Origin of the sequence: Acidocella sp. (assembly GCF_052326845.1) — a bacterium.
Taxonomy (GTDB): domain Bacteria; phylum Pseudomonadota; class Alphaproteobacteria; order Acetobacterales; family Acetobacteraceae; genus Acidocella.
In genome coordinates, this window is sequence record NZ_JBKQJR010000151.1 from 1 (window position 1) to 20,892 (window position 20,892).

Here is a 20,892-nt window from a genome sequence, read left to right on the forward strand (position 1 = left end):
ATGACCGGGGAGGCGACGATGTCCGAAAGGTCGAGCAGGCCAGTCTGGCCGAAGGAGGCGGCAAGGCTTTGCTCCCAGATCGGCGTGCCGGAAGCGGCATCGATGGCCGCGAGCAGCCCGTTGGAGAACCCGGCGGCGATGATGCCGTCGGCGAAGGCGGGCGGCCCGGCGACTTCCACCGCGGTGGTGCTCGGCTGGCCGGCCGAGCCGTCGAAGCGCCAGCCGGGGGTGCCGGAGGCAGCGTCGAAGGTCAGTAGCAGGTCCTCCTGCGTGACCACCGCCACCAGCCCGCCCGCCACCAGCGGGGCCGAGCGGGTGGGGAAGTCCAGCTGCTGGTGCCACAGCACCTTGCCGGTGGCCGGATCCAGGGCGCGCAGCTCGGCATAGCCGGTGCTGGCGTAGAGCGTGCCGCCGCCATAGGCGATGCCGCCGCCGAGATTCTGTTCGGTCGCGTGCTTCGGCCGGGTGTTGGCGTGCCAGATCAGGCTGCCGTCGCTGAGGGAGAAGGCGCGCACGGTCGCGTCGGCGTCCATGGTGAAGACCTTGCCCTCGGCGATGACGGGGCTCGCCATCAGCGGCTGGCGGAGGCCGCCCGGCGTGCCGATAGCGGCGTGCCATGTAGGCTTGAAGTTGAGCGGGGCTGCCACGTTGCCCGGCGCATGGGCGGGGTTGGCGAGCGGCTGCGGCCAGTCGGCCAGGGCGGTGGCCTGGGGCAGGACCACCTGCGGCGGGTTCACGGCCACATCCATGCCGTTGGTGTCCGGCAGCACCGGGATCTGCTCGCCCGCGATCTTGGGTTTCGGCTTGGAGCAGGAGGCCAGCAGCCCGAGCGTCATCAGGCTGGCGGTGGCGGTGCGGCGTCGCATCATGGGGGATCTCATCCGTTCAACTGTGCAAGCATGCCTTGGGCGCGTTCGCGCACGCCAGCCGGGGCGGTGGGGTCGGAGGCAAGTTCCGTGAACAAGGCTTTCGCCAGCCCGGCATTGCCCTGGTGCAGATAGGTCAGCGCCTGGATTTCGCGCGCCAGGGAATGGTACGGGTTGGTGTCGGCGGCGAGCGGCTGCAGCCGGGCCTGGATATCGGTATCCGGCACCGCGCCCAGCGCGTGCTGCGCCCAGAGCAGGGTGGCGAGGTCGCGCAGCAGCTTGTCCGCGCCGCCATCCTGGGCCACGCCGGTCCACAGCGCGTTGGCCTGGTCCAGCTTGCCCGCGGCGGCGTACAGCCCGGCGGCGCGCAGATTGGCCACGGTCTTGTAGCCCTCCGGCGCGGATGCCGCGAATTTGTTCAGGTCCTGGGCGGTCTGCACCGCCTGGTCCGGCGTGAGCTGCCCGCCCTGCTGGTCCGCCGCCTGGGTGAGGGCGAGGTATTGCGTTGCCGCTTTTTCCGCCTGCTTGGCCTGGTAGGAGCTGTATGCCTGCTGCGCGCCGACGCCGACCAGCACCAGCACCATGGCGGCGATCAGATACCCGCCATAGCGCTTGGCCAGGGCCACCGCCCGCTCATGCCGCAGATCCTCGGAAACCTCGTCAAAAATATCGACCACGCGATAATCCCATAAGTGCCTATGCGGGAGATGTCTTAGCCGGGCGTGCCGCGCGCGGCAACGCAGGCCGCAAGGCGGCGTTCCACCCGCGCCCGACCGATGAGGGGCAGCAGCTTCGCCATTTCCGGCCCGTGCTCCTCGCCGGTCAGGGAGAGGCGCAGCGGCTGGAACAGCGCCCGGCCCTTCGCCCCGGTGGCGTCCGAGACCGCCCCGGTCCAGGTCTTCCAGGTCTCCTCGTCCCATGGCTCATCGGGCAGCGTGTCCAGCGCGGCGCGCAGCACCAGGGAGTTGCCCGGCAATTCCGGCGCCGGCAGCTCGTCGGCCACCACCTCCCACCAGCGCCGCGCCTCGGTCAGCAGGTCCAGATTGCCGCGAATCGCCAGCCAGAACGCCTCGGTGGCGCCCTCGGGCAGGCGGTCCTTCACCGCCTCATAGTCCAGATGGTGCAGGAACTTGCGGTTCAGCCCGAGCAGCTGCTTCGCGTCGAAGCGCGGCGGGGAGCGGCCGAAATCGGAGAGGTTGAAGCTGGCGATCTGCTCCTCCATTGGCACGGCCGCCGGGTCCTTGTTGGTGCCCAGGCGTGCCAGATACGCCGTGATCGCGGCGGGCTCGATGCCGTCCTTGCGCAGCGATTTCAGCGAGATCGAGCCGATGCGCTTGGAGAGCTTCTCGCCATCCCCGCCCGAAATCAGCGGCAGATGCGCGAAGCGCGGCACCGGGGCTTTGGTGATGGCTTCAAAGAGATCGATCTGCACCGCCGTGTTGGACACATGGTCCTCCCCGCGGATGATATGGGTGATGCCCATGTCCGCATCGTCCACCACCGAGGTGAAGGTGTAGAGCGGCGTGCCATCGGCGCGGATCAGCACCGGGTCGGAGACGGTGCCGAGTTTGATGTTGCGCGGCCCGAGCACGAGGTCGTTCCAGGAGGTCGCGCCGTCCGAGAGCTTGAAGCGCCAATAGGGCGTCTTGCCGTTGGCTTCGGCGCTTGCGCGCTGCTCGGCGGTCATCGAGAGTGCGGCGCGGTCATAGACCGGGGGCAGCTTGCGCTTCACCAGCGCGGCGCGCTTGGCCGCCAGCTCATCCTCGTTCTCGAAGCATGGGTAGAGCCGCCCGGAGGCCTTCAGCTGCTCCGCCACCTCGGCATAGCGGGCGAAGCGGTCCGACTGCCTTGCCGTCTCGTCCCAGGAAATGCCGAGCCAGCGCAGATCGTCGTAGATCCCTTGCTCGTATTCCGGCCGCCCGCGCTCGGTGTCGGTATCGTCCAGCCGAAGCAGGAAGATACCGCCCTGGTTGCGGGCGAACAGGAAATTCACCAGCGCGGCGCGCGCGTTGCCGACATGCAGATAGCCCGTGGGGCTGGGAGCGAAGCGAACTTTAACCATCCACGCGGGTTAGACCATTTAGGGGCGGCGTGGAAGTTGCCGCCCCCCAAGGGAGGCTCAGATTCCCAGCCGGTCCCGCATCTGGTAATACCAGGCGCCGATAACGGTGAGCGGCACGCGGAAGGTCTTGCCGCCGGGGAATGGGAAATAGGGCAGGTTGGCGAAGACGTCGAAGCGCGAGGTATCGCCCGCCACCGCCTCGGCCAGGATGCGCCCCAGCAGATGCGTGGTGGTCACGCCATGGCCGCTATCGCCATGCGAGAAGAACACCCGCGGCGCCAGCTTGCCCATCTGCGGAAAGCGCGTGAGCGTGAGCGCGAAATTGCCGCTCCAGGTGTAGTCGATGCGCGCATCCTTCAGGCTGGGGAAGGTCTTCAACATCAGCGGCAGAATCTTGTCGCGGATGCTCACCGGGTCGGTCCCGCCATAGACGATGCCACCGCCGTACAGGATGCGGTTATCCGCGCTGCGGCGGAAGTAATCCAGCACGTAGTTGCAATCTTCCACGCACACGTTGGAGGGCAGCAGGCGCTTCGCCTCGTCGCCCAACGGCTCGGTCGCCAGCACCTGGGTGGAGACGGGCATGATCCGCCATTCCAGCTCCGGCAGCACGTTGTGCATATAGGCGTTGCCGCAGACGAACACGTATTTCGCCTTCACCTCGCCCTGCGCCGTCTTCACCACGGCGTTGTCCTTGTCCACGGACACGACCGGCGAGTTCTCGTAGATCTTCCCGCCCAGGGACTCGAAAGCCTCGGCCTCGCCCTGCACCAGGTTGAGCGGATGGATATGCCCGCCCTTCTTATCGATCAGGCCGCCGACGTAACGGTCTGTCACCACATGCGGGGCCAGGCCGTTCTTGTCCAGCAGCTCGAACTGGTCGTAGCCGAAGCTGTTCCACACCTTCACATGGTGCTCCAGCTCGCGCATCTGCTTCTGCGTCAGCGCCGTGGCCAGCATGCCCGGCTGGAGGTCGCACTTGATTCCGTATTTTTGCACGCGCTCGCGGATGATGTTGCCGCCCTCGCAGGCGAGCGCGCCGATCAGCTTCCCGGCCTTCTCGCCGTAGCGGGCCGAGATCACGTCCAGGTCGCGCGAATAGCCGTTCACGATCTGCCCGCCATTGCGGCCCGAGGCGCCGAAGCCGACGCGCACCGCCTCCAGCACGATGACCGAGAATCCCCGCTCCGCCAGTTCCAGCGCCGCCGCGGTGCCGGTGAACCCGGCGCCGATGACGCAGACATCCGCCGTGACGCTCCCTTGCAGGGGCGGGCGCGCATCCTGCTTGTTGGCGGTGGCCGCGTAGTAGGATTTCACGTGCTCAGTCATTTCTTTTCCGGTCCCATCAATAAAACACCAAAAACCGCGCCGAGCACGGTCATGGTGATCACCATGAGCCGGATCTTATAGGCTGCGGCCCGTGCCTGCGCCACCACCTCCGCGCGCATGTTCTGTTCCGCTGCTGCCACGCGCGCCTCGATCGGGCCGGTGCCGTTGCTCACGATGGCGGCGGTGTCGGGGTCCACCTTGTCCGCCAGCGCCGCGATCGCAGCCGCCTGTGCCGTGGCGTCGGGTGCGGCGAGCACCGCATCCAGCGCGTCCTGCTGGTGCATCTCGTCGATCACCGGGGCGGGGATGGAGAAGCTGGCGAAGGTGCCGATCAGCCCTGGGAACAAAAAGGCGCACAGCATGAAGCCGACGCGCGAAGGGGATATTTTGGCCATGCTTCAAGCCCTTCGCAGGTTTTCCCGGCGTGTCAAACGGCGGGATTCGTATCTGCCGCCAGCGGATCGGCGCCGAATCGGTTCGCCCCCGGCGTGCCGGGCAGGCAGGCGAAGATCAGCAGGATCAGGCCGCCAATCGCGGGGATGAAGCCGAGCAGCAGCCACCAGCCGGATTTGTTGAGATCGTGCAGCCGCCGCACGGCGACAGCCAGATTCGGCACGACGAAAGCCAGGAACAACGCCAGCCGGACCAGCCTGTCGAACATCCTGCCGCCGAAGAGTCCGTCCAGCACGCCGGCCACGATCCCGGCGGCCAACGCCGCCAGGAAGACGAACAGCACCCACCACCAATATTCCGAGCGCGGCGCCCGGCCATTGAAATCGGCATATTTGTTCAGGCAGATGTTCACCGAACCAGCGAAGTCGCGCCGCAGGCCACCATTCATCGATGATGTTTCCCTATAAAAACGTCCTGCGCTGGCGTAGCAGAAGGCGCGCCGCCTGGTTAATGAAAGTTTCGCGGCCCCCGGCACGTGCCGGGTTTGCGGCAGCGTCTTATGCCGCCGAGGGGGTGTTCTTCCCGTCGGCAGGCGGTTCGTCCAGCGCCGGGTTCAGGGCCTCCAGCAGCGCCTTGCGCAGCTGGTAGAGCTTGCGCTCATTCTCCACCTTCATGCCGAACACGTCCTTCACGTAGAACACGTCCACGGCGCGCACGCCGTAGGTGGTTACGTGGGCGGAGGCGATCTGCAGCCCTTCCGCCGAAATCGCGGCCGTTACGTCGTGCAGCAGGCCGGGGCGGTCGCGCCCGTTCACTTCGACAACCGTGTGCCGGTTGGAGGCGCGGTTATCTACCACCACGCGCGGCGGCACATGGATGGCGCGCATGCGCTGTGCCACCACGCTGCGCGTCGCGTTGCGGATTTCCGCCGCCAGCTTCAGCCTGCCGGAAAGCGCCTGTTCCACCAGCGTGGCGAGGCGGGCGAGGCGGTGCGGTGTGTCAAACGGTCCGCCATTGGCGTCCTGGATCCAGAACGTATCCAGCGCCATGCCGTCGGTCAGCGTATGGATGCGCGCGTCCACGATGGAGGCGCCGGCAATCGCCAGCGCGCCGGCGATGCGGCTGAACAGCCCGGCATGGTCGGCGGTGTACACCACCACCTCGGTCACGGCGCGGGCGGGCAGGGGCTCGGTGAATACGGTAAGCGGCGCGTTGCGGGTTTTGGCGTCGCGGATCATGCGCGCATGGCGCTCGATGCTTTCGGGGTCGAAGCCGAGCCAGTAGCTGGGATAGCCGAGCGAGAGGAACTCCTCGCGCTCCGCCGCCGGCCAGTCCGCCAGCAGCGAGGATACGACATCCTTCACCCGGGCGATGCGCGTGTCGCGCTCGGTGGTGGAAAGCCCGCCCTCCAGCACTTCCGCCACGCGGGTGTAGAGCTCGCGCAGCAGCGTCGCCTTCCAGCCGTTCCAGACCTTGGGGCTCACGGCGCGGATGTCGGCGACGGTGAGGATCAGCAGCAGGCGCAGCCGCTCGGGCGACTGGATGGTATCCGCGAGGTCGAGGATCGTCTTCGGGTCGTCGATATCGCGCGAGAAGGCCGTCTGGCTCAGCATCAGGTGGTGCAGCACCAGCCAGGAGGCCATTTCCGTTTCCTCGGCGGAGAGCCCCAGCGCCGGGCCGACATTCAGGGCGATCTCGGCGCCCAGCACCGAATGGTCGCCGCCGCGGCCCTTGGCGATGTCATGCAGCAGCATCGCCACGTACAGCGCCCGGCGGGACTGGATCTGCCCGGTCAGGTCGGAGGCGACGGGCGCGATCTCCTTCAGCGTTCCGGCCTCGATGCTGTTGAGGTTGCGGATGCACTGCACCGTGTGCACGTCCACGGTGTAGACATGGTAGGTGTCGAACTGCATCTGCCCGACAATGCGCCGCCAGTCCGGCAGATAGCGGCCGAGGATGCCGGATTCATTGAGAATCCCCATCCAGGTGGCGGATTCGCAATCCGGGTCATGCCCGGATTCGTGCGGGCCGCAGAGCAGATTGAGGAACAGCGCGGCGGCCTGCTTGTCGCCGCGCAGCTCAGCCCCCAGCGGCGCCGAGCGGATCAGCGTGCGCCGGGCCAGCGGGTGCAGCTCCAGATCGCGGTCCCGCGCGCAAATGAGAATGCGGAACACGCTGGAGGGATCGGTCGCCGGGTCATGCCCGGGCGCGAACAGGATCTTGCCGTCAGCCAGCACGAAGCCCTGCTCGATCAGCGCCGCGTCGGTTTCCGCGGCGATGGCCGGCGGGCCGAGGGCCGCGCGCACCAGCGCCGGCTCCAGCACGGCGGTCACGCGCGCCACCTCGCGCACGATCAGGAAGTAGTGGCGCATGAAGCGTTCCACCCCGTTCTGCCGCCCATGGCGCGTATAGCCCATGCGCCCGCCGATCACCGGCTGCAGGTCGAAGGTCAGCCGCTCCTCGGCGCGCCCGGCCACGTAGTGCAGGTGGAAGCGCACGGTCCACAGATATTCCCAGGCGCGCTTGCAGGCCCGGGCCTCGGCGGCGGTAAGGATGCCGCCGCCTGGCGCGTCCTTGCCCACCAGCTCGGTCATGGCGAAGGTGTTGAACACGTAGCGCGACAGCCAGTACAGTGTCTGCAAATCGCGCAGGCCGCCGCGGCCTTCCTTCACGTTAGGCTCCACCATGAAGGGCGTCTCGCCGAAGCGCCGGTGCCGCGCCGCGCGCTCGGCCTGCTTGGCGGCGATATACTCGCCCGGGCCGTCGGCGGTGCAATCCTCGCGGAAGGCCTGCTGGAAATCGGCGAACAAGGCGCGGTCGCCGCACAGGCAGCGGGCATCCAGCAGCGAGGTGCGGATGGTCACGTCGCCCTTGGCCTCGGTCAGGCAGTCATCAATGGAGCGGGTCGCGTGCCCGACCTTCAGGCCAAGGTCCCACAGGAAATACAGGATGAACTCCACCGTCTTCTCCACTGCGGGCGAGGCCCGGCCATGCGAGAGGAACAGCAGGTCGATATCGGAGAACGGGGCGAGGGTGGCGCGGCCATAGCCGCCGGTGGCCGCCATGGCCAGCCGGTCTTTCGGCCCCAGCGCGTGCGCTTTCAGCGCATAGGCGAACAGCGCGCTGACCAGCTCGTCCATCAGTCCGGCATGCAGCCTTGCGGCGGTCAGGCCGTTCAGCCCCTCCTGCTCGAAGCGTTGCTGCACGAAGCCCTGCACCCGCCCCAACTGGCGGCGGAACAACCCCATGGCCACCTCGCGGGAGGGCGTCTCAGCCGGCGAGAACAGCTCGGCAAGGGCGGCGGTGATATCGGGTTGTTTCCTGGATGCGGGCATGTCGAACACGGTAGATCAATCCATCAGACGAGGGAATTCATAACGCACCGCGAGCCCCTCAATTTTCCGCGTGGCCGGGGCGCGTTTTCAGCGCCTCGGCCCGCAATTTGTACAAGGCTTCGAGCGCCTGACGCGGGGTCATGGCATCCGGGTCCAGCGCCGCCAGCGCCTCCGCCAGGGCGTCATCCGCGCCCGGCTCCGGCTTTTCCTCCACGGGCGCTTGCGGCGCCAGACTGGCGAAGAGCGGTAGCGGCGCGGTGGCCAGAGTGGCTTTTTCGGCGGATTTCAGCAGCATTTCCGCGCGTTTGGCCATGGGTTCCGGCACGCCGGCCAGCCGCGCGACATGCACGCCCCAGCTCTTCTGCGCCGCACCCTCGACCACCTCGTGCATGAATACCACCTCGCCCCGGAATTCCTTGACCCGCATCGTGTGCGGTTTCAGCCGGAGCAAAGCCTCGGCCAGCATGTATAATTCATGGAAATGTGTGGCAAATATGGCGCGGCTGCGGTTATTGTTGTGGAGACACTCCAAAACCGCCTGTGCGATGGCCAAACCGTCCCGTGTTCCCGTCCCGCGCCCGATCTCATCGACGATGACAAAGCTCTTCGGCCCGGCTTGGTGCAGTATGGCGGCGGTCTCGATCATCTCCACCATGAAGGTCGAGCGCCCGGAGGCGAGGTCGTCCGCCGCCCCCACGCGGGAGAACAGCCGGTCCACGAGGCCGAGCCGCATCGCCTCCGCCGGCACCGGCAGCCCGGCCTGGGCCAGCACCACGAGCAGCGCGTTCTGCCGCAGGAAGGTCGATTTACCGGCCATGTTGGGGCCGGTGAGCAGCATCAGCCGCTGCCCGGGGGAGAGGTCGCAGCCATTGGGGATGAAGCTCACCCCCGGCGGCAGCGCCGCTTCCACCACCGGGTGCCGCCCGCCCTCGATGTGGAATGCCGTGTCCTCGGAGAGTTCCGGGCAGCAGAACCGCCCGGTCAGCGCCAGCTGCGCGGCCGATTGCAGCACATCGGCCAGGGCCAGCGCTTCGGCGCAGGCCGCAAGGCTCTGGACCGCTGACAGCACCTGCTTGATCAGCCAGTTGAACACCAGCTTCTCGCGCGCCGCGGCGCGGAAGGCGGCCTCGGTGATGCGCTGGTCCAGCGCCGAGAGTTCCGGATGGGTGAAGCGCGCGCCATTCGCCATGCCCTGGCGCAGCAGCAGTTCCGGGTTCTCCCGCAGCTTCTCCACCGCCACGGCGGGTGCTTCCAGCACATAACCCAGCTGCGCGTGGTGGCGGATCTTCAGGCTCGCCACACCGTAACGCTGCGCCAGCTCGGTCTGGAATTCGGCGATGATCCGGCGCGTGTCGTCGCGCAGGGCGCGCTCCGCGTCCAGCTCGCCATCGTAACCCTGGGCGATCGCTCCGCCATCTTCCAGCTTCAGCGGTGCCGGTTCAGCCAGAGCGTGTTGCAGCGTTTCCAGCAGGTCCGGTGCCGGGTTCAGCGCCATGGCGGCGGCATCCAGCAATCTGGGGCCGCGGGGGAGCAGCGGGGCGAGCCGGGCGGCCACGTCCAGCCCGGCGCGGATGGCGGTAAGGTCGCGGGGAGACGCCCGGCCCAGCGCGATGCGCCCCAAAGCGCGGGCCATGTCCGGCGCGCCGCGCAAAGCCGTCCGCACCGGCTCGGCCATTCCGGTGTCGCGCAGGGCGAGCCAGGCGGTCTGCCGCTCCAGCAGCAATTCCAGCCGGTTGAGCGGGGCGCTGATCCAGCCTGCCAGCAGCCGTGCCCCGGCGGGGCTGACGGTACGCTTCACCGCGCCGAGCAGACTGCCTGCCTCATTGCCGCCACGGGCGGCAAGCAGTTCCAGGCTGGCGCGGGTGGCGGCATCCATGGCCAGCTGCCCGGCCACCCCGGCGCTTGCAGGGTGGGAGAGGCGCGGCTGCGCCCCCATTTGCGTGGCGGTAATGTAGGCCAGCACCGTCGCGGCGGCGAGCGCCTCGGCGGCGGAGAAATCCCCGAACGCGTCCAGGCTGGCGGCGCCGAATTTTTGCGCCAGCTCGCGCCTGGCCGCCTCCGGCGTGGCGGGGACGGACATGGCGAGGCGCTGCGTGCCCACCCGCCTTGTCTCGAACGGCCCCAGCTCGATGCCCGCGTCGGCGATGATCTCCGCCGGGTCCAGCCGCCCGAGTATGGCCGGCAGTCCGGCGGTATCGGTGGCCTCGGTCTCGAACAGCCCCGTCGAGATATCCGCCCAGGCGATACCGAACTGCGCCCCGTGCGGCACGATGGCGGCGAGGAAATTTGCCCGCCCGGCCTCCAGCAGCGCTTCCTCGGTGAGCGTGCCGGGGGTGACGAGGCGCACCACGTCACGCTTCAGCGGGCCTTTCGCGCCGCGGGCCTTGGCCGTCGCCGGGTCCTCCAGCTGTTCGACAATGGCGACGCGGAAGCCGCGCCGGATCAGCCGGGCCAGATACATCTCCGCCTGGCTCACCGGCACGCCGCACATGGGGATGGGCTGGCCCTGGTGCTGGCCGCGCGCGGTCAGCGCGATGTCCAGCGCGGCACTCGCCGCCTGCGCATCAGCGAAGAACAGCTCGTAGAAATCGCCCATGCGGAAGAACAGCAGCGCGTCTTCGTGTCTCGCCTTGATGGCGAACCATTGAGCCATCGCCGGGGAAGCACCTGTAGCAGTATCACTCATAAGCCGCTCATTAAGCCATTGCCGCGCGGCAACAAGGCCAAGAGGGGTTTAGAGCCCCTTACAAAACCCGCTAGGCCGAGGCGAATGGCGCCGTATTACGAGCACCGGAGCGGAGCGTACGTTGGAGTACGTGAGCACCGGAGCGCAGAAATGCGGTGCCAGGCGGCCGGCATAGTAGGGTTTTGTAAGGGGCTCTTAGAGAGCTATGCCGTGCCGCACCGCCAGCGGGCAGGCCGGGTGAGGGGCGTTTTCCGCCAGCAGGCGCCTGAAGTCTTCGGGCGGCAGCGGGCGGTGGAACAGAAAGCCCTGCGCCTGGGCGCAGCCGAAAGAGGCAAGCAGCGCGGCCTGCTCGGGGCTTTCCACACCTTCCGCGGTCACCACCATGTTCATGCGCTGCGCCAGCCCGATGATGGCGAGGATGATGGCCGTGCAGTCCTGCGACTGGCCGAGATCGCGGATGAAGGACTGGTCGATCTTGATCTTGTCGACCGGAAAGCGGCGCAGATAGGAGAGCGAGGAATAGCCCGTGCCGAAATCGTCGAGTGCGATGCGCACGCCCTGCTCGCGCAGCCCCCGCAGCGTCTGCTCGACCGCCGGGGCTTTCCCCAGCATCACGGATTCGACGATCTCCAGCTCCAGCCGCCTGGGCTCCAGCCCCGATCTGGCGAGCGCGTTGCTGACACTGGCGAGCAGATTGGGGGCGCGGAACTGCAGGGGGGAGAGATTGACCGCGACAGCCACGGGGGCCGGCCAGCCGGCTGCGGTGGTGCAGGCCTCATGCAGTACCCATTCGCCGATCTCACAGATCAGCTTGCCATCCTCGGCCAACGGAATGAACGCGCTGGGGGGCAGCAGCCCGCGCTCCGGGTGCAGCCAGCGGATCAGCGCCTCGGCCCCGGCGATGCGCCGTGTGGCGAGGTCGATCACCGGCTGGTATTCCAGGCGGAATTCCCCGTGCGCCAAGGCGTGGTGCAGCGCCGATTGCAGCGAGCGGCGCTCGCGCACACGCTCATCCATCTTCGGGTCGTAGAAGGTGACAACGCCGCGCCCCTCGGCCTTGGCGCGGTACAGCGCTAGATCGGCGTTTTTCATCAGCCTGCCCGGATCTTTGCCATCGCGCGGGGCCATGGCCACGCCGATGCTGGCGCCGATCTGCACAGTCTGGCCGTCGAAATGGAATGGCCGCGCCATGCGCTCGATGATGCGCTTTGCCACGGCCTGTGCTTCATCGGGCTTGTCGGTCACGAGGATGGCGGCGAATTCGTCACCGCCCAGGCGCGTCGCCATGTCGAATTCACGGATGCACCCGCGCAGGCGCTCGGACACGGCCACCAGCAGGGCGTCGCCGGTGGCGTGGCCGAGCGTGTCGTTGACGATCTTGAAATTATCGAGGTCGATGCAGAGCAGGGCGATGCCCGTCTTGTCGCAATGTTCGCAGGCCTCATGCAGCGTCTCGGAGAACAGCACGCGGTTGGGCAGCTTGGTCAGGCTGTCATGCCGCGCCAGGAAGGCGATATGCTCCTGCTGCCGGCGCTGGCCGGTGATGTCCGAGCCGACGCCGTGATACCCGGCGAAGCGCCCTTGCTTGTCAAGGATCGGCTTGCCGCTGAGGGACCAGTACCGTTCTTCGCCATTGATCGTGACCGGCACCGCCAAGTCGCGGAAGGGGGAACGCTCGGCAATGGCCCGGTTCAGCCGCTCGAGCGCCGAGCCCGGCCGTTGTTCCTTGGTCGCCGACTCGCCCAGCAGCACGCCGGGGAACACGCCGCGCAGCTGTTCCGCCGGGCGGCGCGCCACTTGCGCCAGGCGCTGGCTGGCCGGCTGCAGTTCCAGCGCCGCGTTGGTCTCCCATAGCCAGTCGGACGCGCTTTCCTCGAAATCGCGCAGCAGCAGCTTGATGACTTCCGCGTTCTCCTCCAGCCGGATGGCGCCGACCGCGCGTTCGATCAGCCGGCGGTTGATATAGAGGATGCAGAACCCGGTCAGCAGGATGAACGATAGCAGGTCAGCCAGTGCGTATAAGTCGGGGTTGAAAAACAGGCTGGCGCAAACGCCGAGCGAGGTTGGCAGCCAGTAGCAGACGGCGCTGGAGGAGGGCGAGACCAGCACCGGCGTGGCGATACAGCCGATGGCAACGCCGTAGATTAGCGCGCGCTGGTTCGGGGAGCCGTGGATCATCAGCAGCGTGATCAGCAGCCCCCATAGAATGCCGAGTCCGAACAGTGCCATGTTGACTTTACGGAAATATCTCTTCGCATCGCTCCCCGACGGATCATCCTTGTGCAGCCAGACCCGCCCCTCCGCGACGATGACGAAATATGTCAGCAGGGTCAGCGACATTACCAAACTGCGCGCCAGCATGCCGGGGGTGTTCCGGAAGTCGACGAACAGCAGCCCCAACGTGGTAACGCCGACCATCGAAATGGCGCGCATGATATAACTGAAGTCGCGCGCTTGATCGAGATAAAGGCGCTCCAGCAGATCCCTCGGCACTTGAATGCCGCGCAGGACCCGACGCAGTATCGCCGGCTGAAATATTGTCCGCAGAGCAACCCACAGCCGCGCGGCGCCGGATCTCCGCTTACGGCCGGGAGTCGAGTCGCGCCATTGAAGCATCATTCCACTGTGTAGACCCTAAATTTTGCCGCCGTGCGGCACAACCTTACGTAACTTTTTTCGTAACTGAGCGCCATATTTAATTAGAGGTTTTGTCGTCGTTTGGCGGCTATTCTTAACAAATAATTAGTGCTGAACCACAGCTTTTTCGATGCCTGTCCGGATGCCGTACCAACGGGGCAAGCCATTCTATGTCCATTCAGCTGCTTAATTGATTTTCTTAAGAAGATACCTGCGCTTTGCGGGGCCTTATAGCCTCGCCGCTACATCAATTCGTTGTGTCACAAAAACGACACTCCGCTTACACCTTAAGAGGAAATGATTACTAATGCCTCTTGTTTTGGTTGTAAAAAGGAGGTTTTTAATGAGTGGTTTACTATCTTTTTCCGCTAATCTGGTGCGTGGTGCTGCCCCGGTCAAGAATTCAGACAAGGGGCTGACTGCGCGTCTGGCGCTCGACGATGCAACGAAGGCCGACGCCTACAGAATCAGGCATGAGAGCTACCTCTCAGGTGGCTATATCGACCCAATGCCGGGCGGGATGTTCTCGGATGCGGACGACATCAAGCCGAACAGCAAGTCGGTGGTCATCTACAAGTGGGGACAGCCGGTGGCCTCGGTACGCATGTGCGTGCTCGACTACACAACGGGACTCGAGGGCTGGGATGAAATCCCGGCATCGCGAATCTTCCCCGAGGAAGTTGCTGACCTCGCCGCCAGCGTCGACCATGGCCGGCCGCCGAAGCTGACTGAGATCAACCGTCTCGTGCGGCATCCCGATTTCGCCACGGATTATGAGCTGGTCTTCGTTCTTTACCGGTTCGTCGGCTTCTTCGTGGCAGAGGAGCGTTCGGACATGACACTCTCCTGCGTCCGGCGCAATCACACGCCGTTCTACAAGCGCCTGCATTTTGAATATGTCGCCGGTCCGCGCCGTTATGCGGGCGTCAAGTTCGAAACAAACCTGATGACCTGCCGCAACTCCCGCTACGACTCGGTTCTGCGCGACATCCCCATGGTCGACACCGGCAGCGGTCCGCAAAGCACCTATGCCGGCCTGCTCCGTGGCGAAACCGTCAACGTCTTCTAATCCCCGATTCTCAAGAAAGGTCCTGTAAAATGCACAATGTTTTCTCTGCCATCACCGGTATCGACGCCGCCGTCTGCTTCTCCGTCTTCTCCTGGGGCGTGCGCGGGCATTTCCGTTCCACCGGTGCCATGCCGCTGGGCATGAAGCTTACCAGCGCTCTCAGCATGATGCTGTTCGCTGGCTTTCTCTGGAACCTCGCGCACGGACTCGGCGGTGCCTGGTTCCTCTCCATCGTGTTGTTCACCGCATCGCTCGGCGTGTTTGCCACGGCGATTCTCGCCAGCCGCCGTAGCCCGCCGACCCTCGCCTACGACAATGACAGCCCGAGCTTCCTGCTCAACCACGGGCCGTACCGCTATGTGCGTCACCCGTTCTACCTGGCCTATGTGCTGTTCTGGTTCGGCACCGCCATCGGCGTGCACAGCCTGGCCGGCTGGATTGCTCCCGTGCTGATGACAGCCCTGTACGTTGATGCCGCTACCCGCGAGGAGCGCAAATTCGCCACCTCCGAGCTGTCGGCCGCCTATGCCGCGTACCGCGCCCGCGCCGGCATGTTCTGGCCGCGCCCGCTTGCGCTGCTGGCCGGCTAACCGCCAGGGGCGGGACTCCAGGGGGGCGGTACTGCCCCCCTGGGCCCGGCGTCCACTTCCCCAGGGGCAAAACAAAAAACCCGGCCAAAGGCCGGGTTGCCTGCCACCTGAGGTGAGATAAAGAAGCTTAGCCCTGGCGCGCCTTCATGCGCGGGTTCTTCTTGTTGATCACGTAGACCCGGCCATGACGGCGGACAACGCGGCAGTTCTTGTCGCGAATTTTCGCGGACTTCAAGGAGTTACGGATCTTCATGGTGGCTCTCGGGAAGAAAGAGGAACAATTGGAGGCGCCCTATGCCGGGAGTAGGCGCCGATGTCAACCTTGGCCTGGGCTGGCGGGGGGATTAGTTGCCAATTTACTTCCGGCGCGCTTATGTTTCTGTCATAGAAAGGTCATTCGATTTATCGCTGGTTCCCCTGTTGATAACCCATTCAACCGGTTAATGCCGCCGAGTCGTCTGGAGCATTGCGTATGAAGATCAGTTTTGTCGTTCCTGCCTATAACGAGCAAGCGCTGCTGACGCGCTCGCTGACGGCCATACGTGAGGAGATCGTCCGCGCCGGCAAGATACTCGGCCAGGATGCGGAGATCATCGTCGTCAACAATGCCAGCACGGACCGCACCCGCGAGGTGGCGGAGGCCGTGGAAGGCGTGCGGGTGGTCGATGAGCCGCGCAAGGGGCTGGTGCAGGCCCGCTGGTGCGGCTTCGAGCATTCCACCGGCGAGCTGATCGCCAATATCGACGCCGACACGGTCATCCCCACCGGCTGGCTCACCGAGGTGCTGCGCCAGTTCGAGCGTGGCAAGGACCTCGTCGCCCTCTCCGGCCCGTATATCTACTATGGCGTGCCCCGGAAGGTGAACATGGTCGTCGCCTTCTATTACCGTCTCGCCTGGCTCGCCTATGTGTTCAACCACTACATCCTGAACGTGGGCGCGATGCTCCAGGGCGGCAATTTCATCGTCAAGCGCGAGGCGATGCTGAAGCTTGGCAACCCGGATCACCGTTTTTCCTTCTATGGCGAGGATACGGACATGGCCAACCGTCTCTCGAAGGTGGGGCGGGTCAAGTTCACCTTCCGCCTGCCGGCCCAGTCCTCCGGCCGCCGCCTGGTGGGCGAGGGCGTGTTCACCATCGGCCTGCGCTACACCATGAATTTCTTCTGGGCGACCTTCCGCAAGAAGCCCTTCACCGAGGAATGGCAGGACATCCGCGAGGAAGTCTCGCCCTGATCCGTCCCGATGCAACAAAAAACCCGGCCATTGCGGTGGCCGGGTTTTTTGTGCCGCTTTAGCGGACCCTGAGCTTCGCCGGGGCTGGCGGTTCCGCCGCCGGCCAGCCGGGTAGGGGAGCGGTTGCCGGATGGGTCTCCGGGCTGGTCAGGAACCAGTAGGTGAAGAGCAGGTTCTCCAGCAGGGTGCAGCGCCGGAACCGTCGGCAAAGGAGCGCTGTGGCGCGATCCGCTAGGCCGCCGCGCAGCCCGGTCCTTACCCGCCGCAAATCCCGCTGCGCCTCCGGGGGCAGTCTTGCCGCCTGGGTCGCCAGCGCGTCGGCGTGGCGGCGCATCATCGTCATGTACACAGCCGGCCCGCGCCGCAGCGCCGCCATCGCACGGGCGTGCAGCGGGCGCGCCCGGCCGATCAGATTGGTCTTGTGCAGCCGGTACAGCACCTGCGGCCGCTCATCGAACAGGATTTTGCCGCCGCAGGCGGAAACCACGATATAGCTCCACCAGTCATGCACGGTATCGGCCGGGTAGCCGGCGGTGGCCACCAGTGCCGCCGCGGCAGTGTTCATCACCAATGTGTTGCCGTTGGCGATATTCTGCGTCAGGCAGGCCGGAAACCCCGGGGCCTTGCCGTGCTGGGCGGAAAGCCGGGCACCGCGCAGCGCCTCGTCCACCAGATATTGCCGGGAGCAGTACAGGGCCGGGGCGTCTGCGGCGTCCTCCAGCATTTCCAGCGCGGCGGCGAGTTTCTCCGGCAGCCACACATCGTCCTGGTCGGCGAAGGCCACGGCCTCGGCGTCCATGTTTTCCTGCAGCAGGGTCAGGAAGCTGGGCGAGGCGCCGAGATGCGGGCCGGAGGAGGGGGATTCGATACAGCGTTCCGGCCCGACCTTGGCGGCAAAACCGCGCATGATCTCCACGGTCTCATCCGTCGAACCGTCATCGCGCCAGTGCAGCACCCAGTTCTCATGTGTCTGGGCCAGGAAGCTGTTCAGTTGCGCCCGCAGGAACCGCGCGCCGTTATAGGTGGAGAGGAGGATGGCGATTTTGCCCTTGCGGCCGGACCGCGTAGCCGGCGGCATCACAGCTGAACTGTCCCGTAGCGCTTGGACGCAAGACAACCAGCCATAACCATACGTTGTAGCTCGCCCTGTTTTAAGAAAGTGTTCACATTCCATATTAAGACGGCGCTGGAAGCGGCGCAACGGAAGACTGGGCATTTATGCTGAAAGGCGCAAAAATCCGGAAGATTTTTGCGCTAACGCGCCGTCATCGGGGCTTGGCGTCAGCCAGCGGCGTCCAGGATCAGCAGCGCGGTCACGATACCAGGCAGGCTCGCCTGCCAATCTGGCAGGGTCACGCCGAAGATCCGCGCCAGTTTGGAGCAGTCCAGCCTGGAGTCTGGCGGGCGGCGGGTCGGGGTTGGCCAGTCGGCGGTGGCGATGGCCTGCACGTCCGGCGCCTTGTAGCCGTGCTTGGCAGCCTCGGCGAAGATGGCGGTGGCGAAGCCGTGCCAGGTGGTCTCGCCGGCCCCGGTAGCGTGGAAGATGCCCCGGTACTGTTGCTCCCAGCCGGTGGCGCTGATCTTCTCCACGATCGCCAAGATCGCGGCGGCGAGGTCGGGGGCCGCCGTCGGCGTGCCGCGCTGGTCCGCCACCACGCGCAGTTGCGGCATCTTCCGTCCGGCGTTCAGCATGGTGCGGGCGAAATTCTTGCCATGCGCCGCATACACCCAGGCGGTGCGCAGAATCACCGCCTTGGCGCCGCTGGCCAAAATCGCCTCTTCCCCATCGCGCTTGGTGGCGCCGTACACGCCGGTCGGCCCGGTCGGGTCCGTCTCCACATAGGGGGCGCCCTTGTTGCCGTCGAACACGTAATCGGTCGAAACATGGATGAACGGGATGCCCGCGCCCTCGCACAGCTTCGCCAGCGCCAGCGGGCCGGTATGGTTTCCGGCTTTCGCCGCCTCCTGGTCCGTCTCGGCCTTGTCCACCGCGGTGTAGGCGGCGGCGTTAATGACGAAATCCGGCTTCGCCGCGGCGAAACAGGCGGCAATCGTCTCCGGCTTTTCAAAATCGAATTCCGGCCGTGCCACAGCGGCGTGGGCGATGCCCCGCTCGCGGCACAGCTTCACCAGCGCGTCCCCCAGCTGGCCGGAGGCTCCGGTGATCAGGATCATGCGTAGGTGAACCAGGTGTCTTCGGGGTTGAAGGCGGGCGCGGCCTTGTCCTTGTCGGAGAGTGTTTCCTCCCCCGCCGCCACCGGCCAGGGTACGGCCAGCGTGGGATCGTTCCACACCACAGCGCGCTCGGCGGCTTTGTCGTAATCGGAGGTGACCTTGTAGATCACCTCGGTATCGGGCGCGATGGTGCAGAACCCGTGCAGGAAGCCGCCGGTAATCCAGAGCTGCGACCAGTTGGCCTCGTTCAGCTCCGCCGCCACCCATTTGCCGTAGGTGGGCGAGCCCTTGCGGATATCCACCGCCACATCCCAGATCGCGCCCTTGATCACCCGCACCAGCTTGCCCTGCACGCTGGGCGCCATTTGGCAGTGCAGCCCGCGAATCGTGCCGACAGCGGCGGAGAAGCTGTGGTTATCCTGCACGAAATGCTCGTCGAATCCTTGCGCCTTCAACTTGGCGGCACTCCAGGTCTCGGAGAAGAAGCCGCGCGAATCGCCGAATTTCGGCGGGGTGATGAGCAGCACCTCGGGGATGGCGAGTTTTTCGATCTTCATCAGTGGTGCACCCCTTCGGCGATATCGTGCAAAATCCGCCCCAGCTCGGTCTTGCTGATCAGTGCGGCGCGCGCCCTCAGCTGTTCCTTGTCGATGAAGCCCATGCGGAAGGCCACTTCCTCCGGGCAGCCGACGAGATTGCCCTGGCGGCTCTGGATGGTCTGCACGAAGGTGGCGGCCTGCAATAGCGAATCCGGCGTGCCGGCATCCAGCCAGGCGGTGCCGCGCCCGAGCCGCTCAACCTTCAGCGTGCCTTCCTGCAGATACAGGTTGTTCAAGTCCGTGATCTCCAGCTCGCCACGGGGTGAGGGCTTGATCGTCTTGGCCAGCTCCACCACGCGGTTGTCGTAGAAATACAGGCCCGTGACGGCCCAGGGGGAGGTGGGGTTCTTCGGCTTCTCGACGATATCCAGCGCCTTGCCGTCGGCATCGAAGCTGACCACGCCGTAGCGTTCCGGGTCGCGCACCTGGTAGGCGAACACGGTCGCGCCCTCGGGCCGGGCGCCAGCGGCACGCAGCATGGTGGAAAGGTGGTCGCCATGGATCAGGTTATCCCCCAGCGCCAGGGCGCAGGCCTCGCCGTCGATCCATTCCTCGCCGATGAGGAAGGCCTGCGCCAGCCCGTCCGGGCTCGGCTGCTCGGCATAGGAGATGCGGATGCCCAAATGCGAGCCGTCATGGAACAGGCGCTGGAACTGCGGCAGGTCGCCCGGGGTGGAGATGATCAGCACTTCCTTGATCCCCGCCAGCAGCAGTGTGCAGAGCGGGTAGTAGACCATAGGTTTGTCGTACACTGGCAGCAGCTGCTTGGAGCTGGCCTGGGTGATAGGGTGCAGCCGCGTACCGGACCCGCCCGCGAGAATAATGCCTTTGCGAATCATGCTGCCGCTCCCAGTCTCTGCCCTGAATATTTCTTCGTCCTGATACCCTGCCACCAGGCTGTGTTGGCCAGGTACCAATCGATCGTCGCCCGCAGGCCGCGCTCGAAATCATGCGCCGCCGTCCAGTTCAGCGCATGCTCGGCGCTGGTGGGGTCGATCTCATAGCGGTGGTCATGCCCGGGGCGGTCCGTCACGTAGGTGATCAGCCGCTCCCGCGCGCCGTTGGGGCTGGGCAGCTTCTCGTCCAGAACGGCGCAAATCGCCTTCACCACGTCGATATTCTTGCGCGGCTGGCGCGCGCCGATGCAGTAGGTCTCGCCCGGCGTGCCCTGCGTCACCACCTTCAGCAGCGCCTCGGCATGGTCGTCCACGAACAGCCAGTCGCGGGTGTTCAACCCGGCGCCGTACACGGGCAGGGGCTTCTCCTCGATGGCGTTCAGCGTCACCAGCGGGATCAGCTTCTCGGGGAACTGCCACTTACCGTAGTTGTTGGTGGTGTTGGAGACGATGACGGGCAGGCCATATGTGTGCATCCAGGCCCGGGCCAGATGGTCCGATGCCGCCTTGGAAGCCGAATACGGGCTGCGCGGATCGTAGGGCGTATGCTCGTTGAACGGCGGGTCTTGGTCCTCCAGCGCGCCAAACACTTCGTCAGTGGAGATGTGGTGGAAGCGGAAGCGCTCGCGCTTCTCGCCGCTCAGCGTGGCAAAATACTCCCGCGCCGCCTCCAGCATCACGAAGGTACCGGTGACATTGGTGTGCACGAACGCCGCCGGCCCGTCGATGGAGCGGTCCACATGGCTTTCCGCGGCCAGATGCATCACCGCGTCCGGCTGGTGCTCGGCAAAGGCGGCGCGGATGCCGGCGAGGTCGCAGATATCCTGCTTCAGCAGCATGTGGCTGGGGTGGTGGAGCGCATCCTCCAGCGCATCCTCCGAGGCGGCGTAGGTCATCTTGTCGATATTGACGACCTGATGTCCCTCCTGCCGGATTGCCCTCCTCACCACCGCCGAACCAATGAAACCGCAGCCGCCAGTGAGAAGAATTTTCATAAGCGCATCCTGAAGACGGAGAAACG

18 protein-coding genes are annotated in these 20,892 nt (G+C 65.8%); 3 read left to right on the forward strand and 15 right to left on the reverse strand.

The genetic code is table 11. From position 1 onward, the window contains the following. The 9 genes from ACLPJJ_RS10445 to ACLPJJ_RS10485 form a co-directional block, all read right to left on the reverse strand. The coding region (locus tag ACLPJJ_RS10445) for an outer membrane protein assembly factor BamB family protein (RefSeq protein WP_443590916.1) at positions 1-869 on the reverse strand (869 nt) is incomplete at its 3' end. An 8-nt stretch (positions 870-877) separates the two neighbouring features. Further along, positions 878-1,543, reverse strand: a complete 666-nt coding sequence (locus tag ACLPJJ_RS10450; protein WP_443590917.1) for a tetratricopeptide repeat protein — start codon at positions 1,541-1,543, stop codon at positions 878-880. Positions 1,544-1,578: 35 nt separating this feature from the next. Beyond that, positions 1,579-2,928 carry a glutamate--tRNA ligase gene (gltX, locus tag ACLPJJ_RS10455; protein WP_443590918.1) on the reverse strand — a complete coding sequence of 450 codons (1,350 nt, stop codon included), beginning with the start codon at positions 2,926-2,928 and terminating at the stop codon, positions 1,579-1,581. Positions 2,929-2,985: 57 nt separating this feature from the next. Next, positions 2,986-4,257: an NAD(P)/FAD-dependent oxidoreductase gene (locus ACLPJJ_RS10460; RefSeq protein ID WP_443590919.1), complete on the reverse strand. Its 1,272-nt coding sequence runs from the start codon at positions 4,255-4,257 to the stop codon at positions 2,986-2,988. Further along, positions 4,254-4,652, reverse strand: coding sequence for a hypothetical protein (locus tag ACLPJJ_RS10465; RefSeq protein WP_443590920.1), 399 nt, complete (start codon positions 4,650-4,652; stop codon positions 4,254-4,256). Before ACLPJJ_RS10465 ends, ACLPJJ_RS10460 begins: the two co-directional genes overlap by 4 nt. A gap of 32 nt (positions 4,653-4,684) precedes the next feature. Further along, on the reverse strand, positions 4,685-5,098 hold the full coding sequence (locus ACLPJJ_RS10470) for a DUF805 domain-containing protein (RefSeq protein WP_443590921.1): 414 nt from the start codon (positions 5,096-5,098) through the stop codon (positions 4,685-4,687). A gap of 109 nt (positions 5,099-5,207) precedes the next feature. Next, positions 5,208-7,985 (reverse strand): [protein-PII] uridylyltransferase, encoded by a 2,778-nt coding sequence (locus tag ACLPJJ_RS10475; protein ID WP_443590944.1) that lies wholly within the window; start codon positions 7,983-7,985, stop codon positions 5,208-5,210. A gap of 58 nt (positions 7,986-8,043) precedes the next feature. Beyond that, positions 8,044-10,671 carry a DNA mismatch repair protein MutS gene (mutS, locus tag ACLPJJ_RS10480; protein ID WP_443590922.1) on the reverse strand — a complete coding sequence of 876 codons (2,628 nt, stop codon included), beginning with the start codon at positions 10,669-10,671 and terminating at the stop codon, positions 8,044-8,046. Positions 10,672-10,866: 195 nt separating this feature from the next. Then, on the reverse strand, positions 10,867-13,164 hold the full coding sequence (locus tag ACLPJJ_RS10485) for a putative bifunctional diguanylate cyclase/phosphodiesterase (protein ID WP_443590923.1): 2,298 nt from the start codon (positions 13,162-13,164) through the stop codon (positions 10,867-10,869). 487 nt (positions 13,165-13,651) lie between these two features. Here ACLPJJ_RS10485 and ACLPJJ_RS10490 point away from each other — a divergent pair, with 487 nt between their 5' ends. After that, positions 13,652-14,377 (forward strand): N-acyl amino acid synthase FeeM domain-containing protein, encoded by a 726-nt coding sequence (locus tag ACLPJJ_RS10490; protein ID WP_443590924.1) that lies wholly within the window; start codon positions 13,652-13,654, stop codon positions 14,375-14,377. A 29-nt stretch (positions 14,378-14,406) separates the two neighbouring features. Next, positions 14,407-14,967, forward strand: a complete 561-nt coding sequence (locus ACLPJJ_RS10495) for a methyltransferase family protein (RefSeq protein WP_443590925.1) — start codon at positions 14,407-14,409, stop codon at positions 14,965-14,967. A gap of 127 nt (positions 14,968-15,094) precedes the next feature. Here ACLPJJ_RS10495 and ykgO read toward each other — a convergent pair whose 3' ends face one another. After that, complete coding sequence (gene ykgO, locus ACLPJJ_RS10500; protein ID WP_183266312.1) at positions 15,095-15,220, reverse strand: type B 50S ribosomal protein L36; 126 nt, start codon at positions 15,218-15,220, stop codon at positions 15,095-15,097. Between the two features lie 219 nt (positions 15,221-15,439). On the opposite strand from ykgO, the gene ACLPJJ_RS10505 reads away from it, so the two are divergent. Then, complete coding sequence (locus ACLPJJ_RS10505; RefSeq protein WP_443590926.1) at positions 15,440-16,201, forward strand: glycosyltransferase family 2 protein; 762 nt, start codon at positions 15,440-15,442, stop codon at positions 16,199-16,201. A gap of 58 nt (positions 16,202-16,259) precedes the next feature. Here the strand turns inward: ACLPJJ_RS10505 and ACLPJJ_RS10510 are convergent, their stop codons facing one another. From ACLPJJ_RS10510 to rfbB, 5 genes are all read right to left on the reverse strand, one after another. Beyond that, on the reverse strand, positions 16,260-17,279 hold the full coding sequence (locus ACLPJJ_RS10510) for a glycosyltransferase (protein ID WP_443590927.1): 1,020 nt from the start codon (positions 17,277-17,279) through the stop codon (positions 16,260-16,262). Positions 17,280-17,482: 203 nt separating this feature from the next. Then, the gene (rfbD, locus tag ACLPJJ_RS10515) at positions 17,483-18,376 is read right to left on the reverse strand and encodes a dTDP-4-dehydrorhamnose reductase (protein ID WP_443590928.1); all 894 of its coding nucleotides are present in this window, start codon (positions 18,374-18,376) and stop codon (positions 17,483-17,485) included. Next, entirely contained in the window at positions 18,373-18,933 is a 561-nt protein-coding gene (rfbC, locus tag ACLPJJ_RS10520; RefSeq protein ID WP_443590929.1) for a dTDP-4-dehydrorhamnose 3,5-epimerase, read from the reverse strand. Before rfbC ends, rfbD begins: the two co-directional genes overlap by 4 nt. Further along, a complete protein-coding gene (gene rfbA / locus ACLPJJ_RS10525) occupies positions 18,933-19,814 on the reverse strand; it encodes a glucose-1-phosphate thymidylyltransferase RfbA (RefSeq protein WP_443590930.1) in 882 nt (293 codons plus the stop codon). The genes rfbC and rfbA overlap by 1 nt, the downstream gene beginning before the upstream one ends. After that, positions 19,811-20,866 (reverse strand): dTDP-glucose 4,6-dehydratase, encoded by a 1,056-nt coding sequence (gene rfbB, locus ACLPJJ_RS10530; RefSeq protein WP_443590931.1) that lies wholly within the window; start codon positions 20,864-20,866, stop codon positions 19,811-19,813. The genes rfbA and rfbB overlap by 4 nt, the downstream gene beginning before the upstream one ends. Positions 20,867-20,892 lie beyond the last annotated feature (26 nt).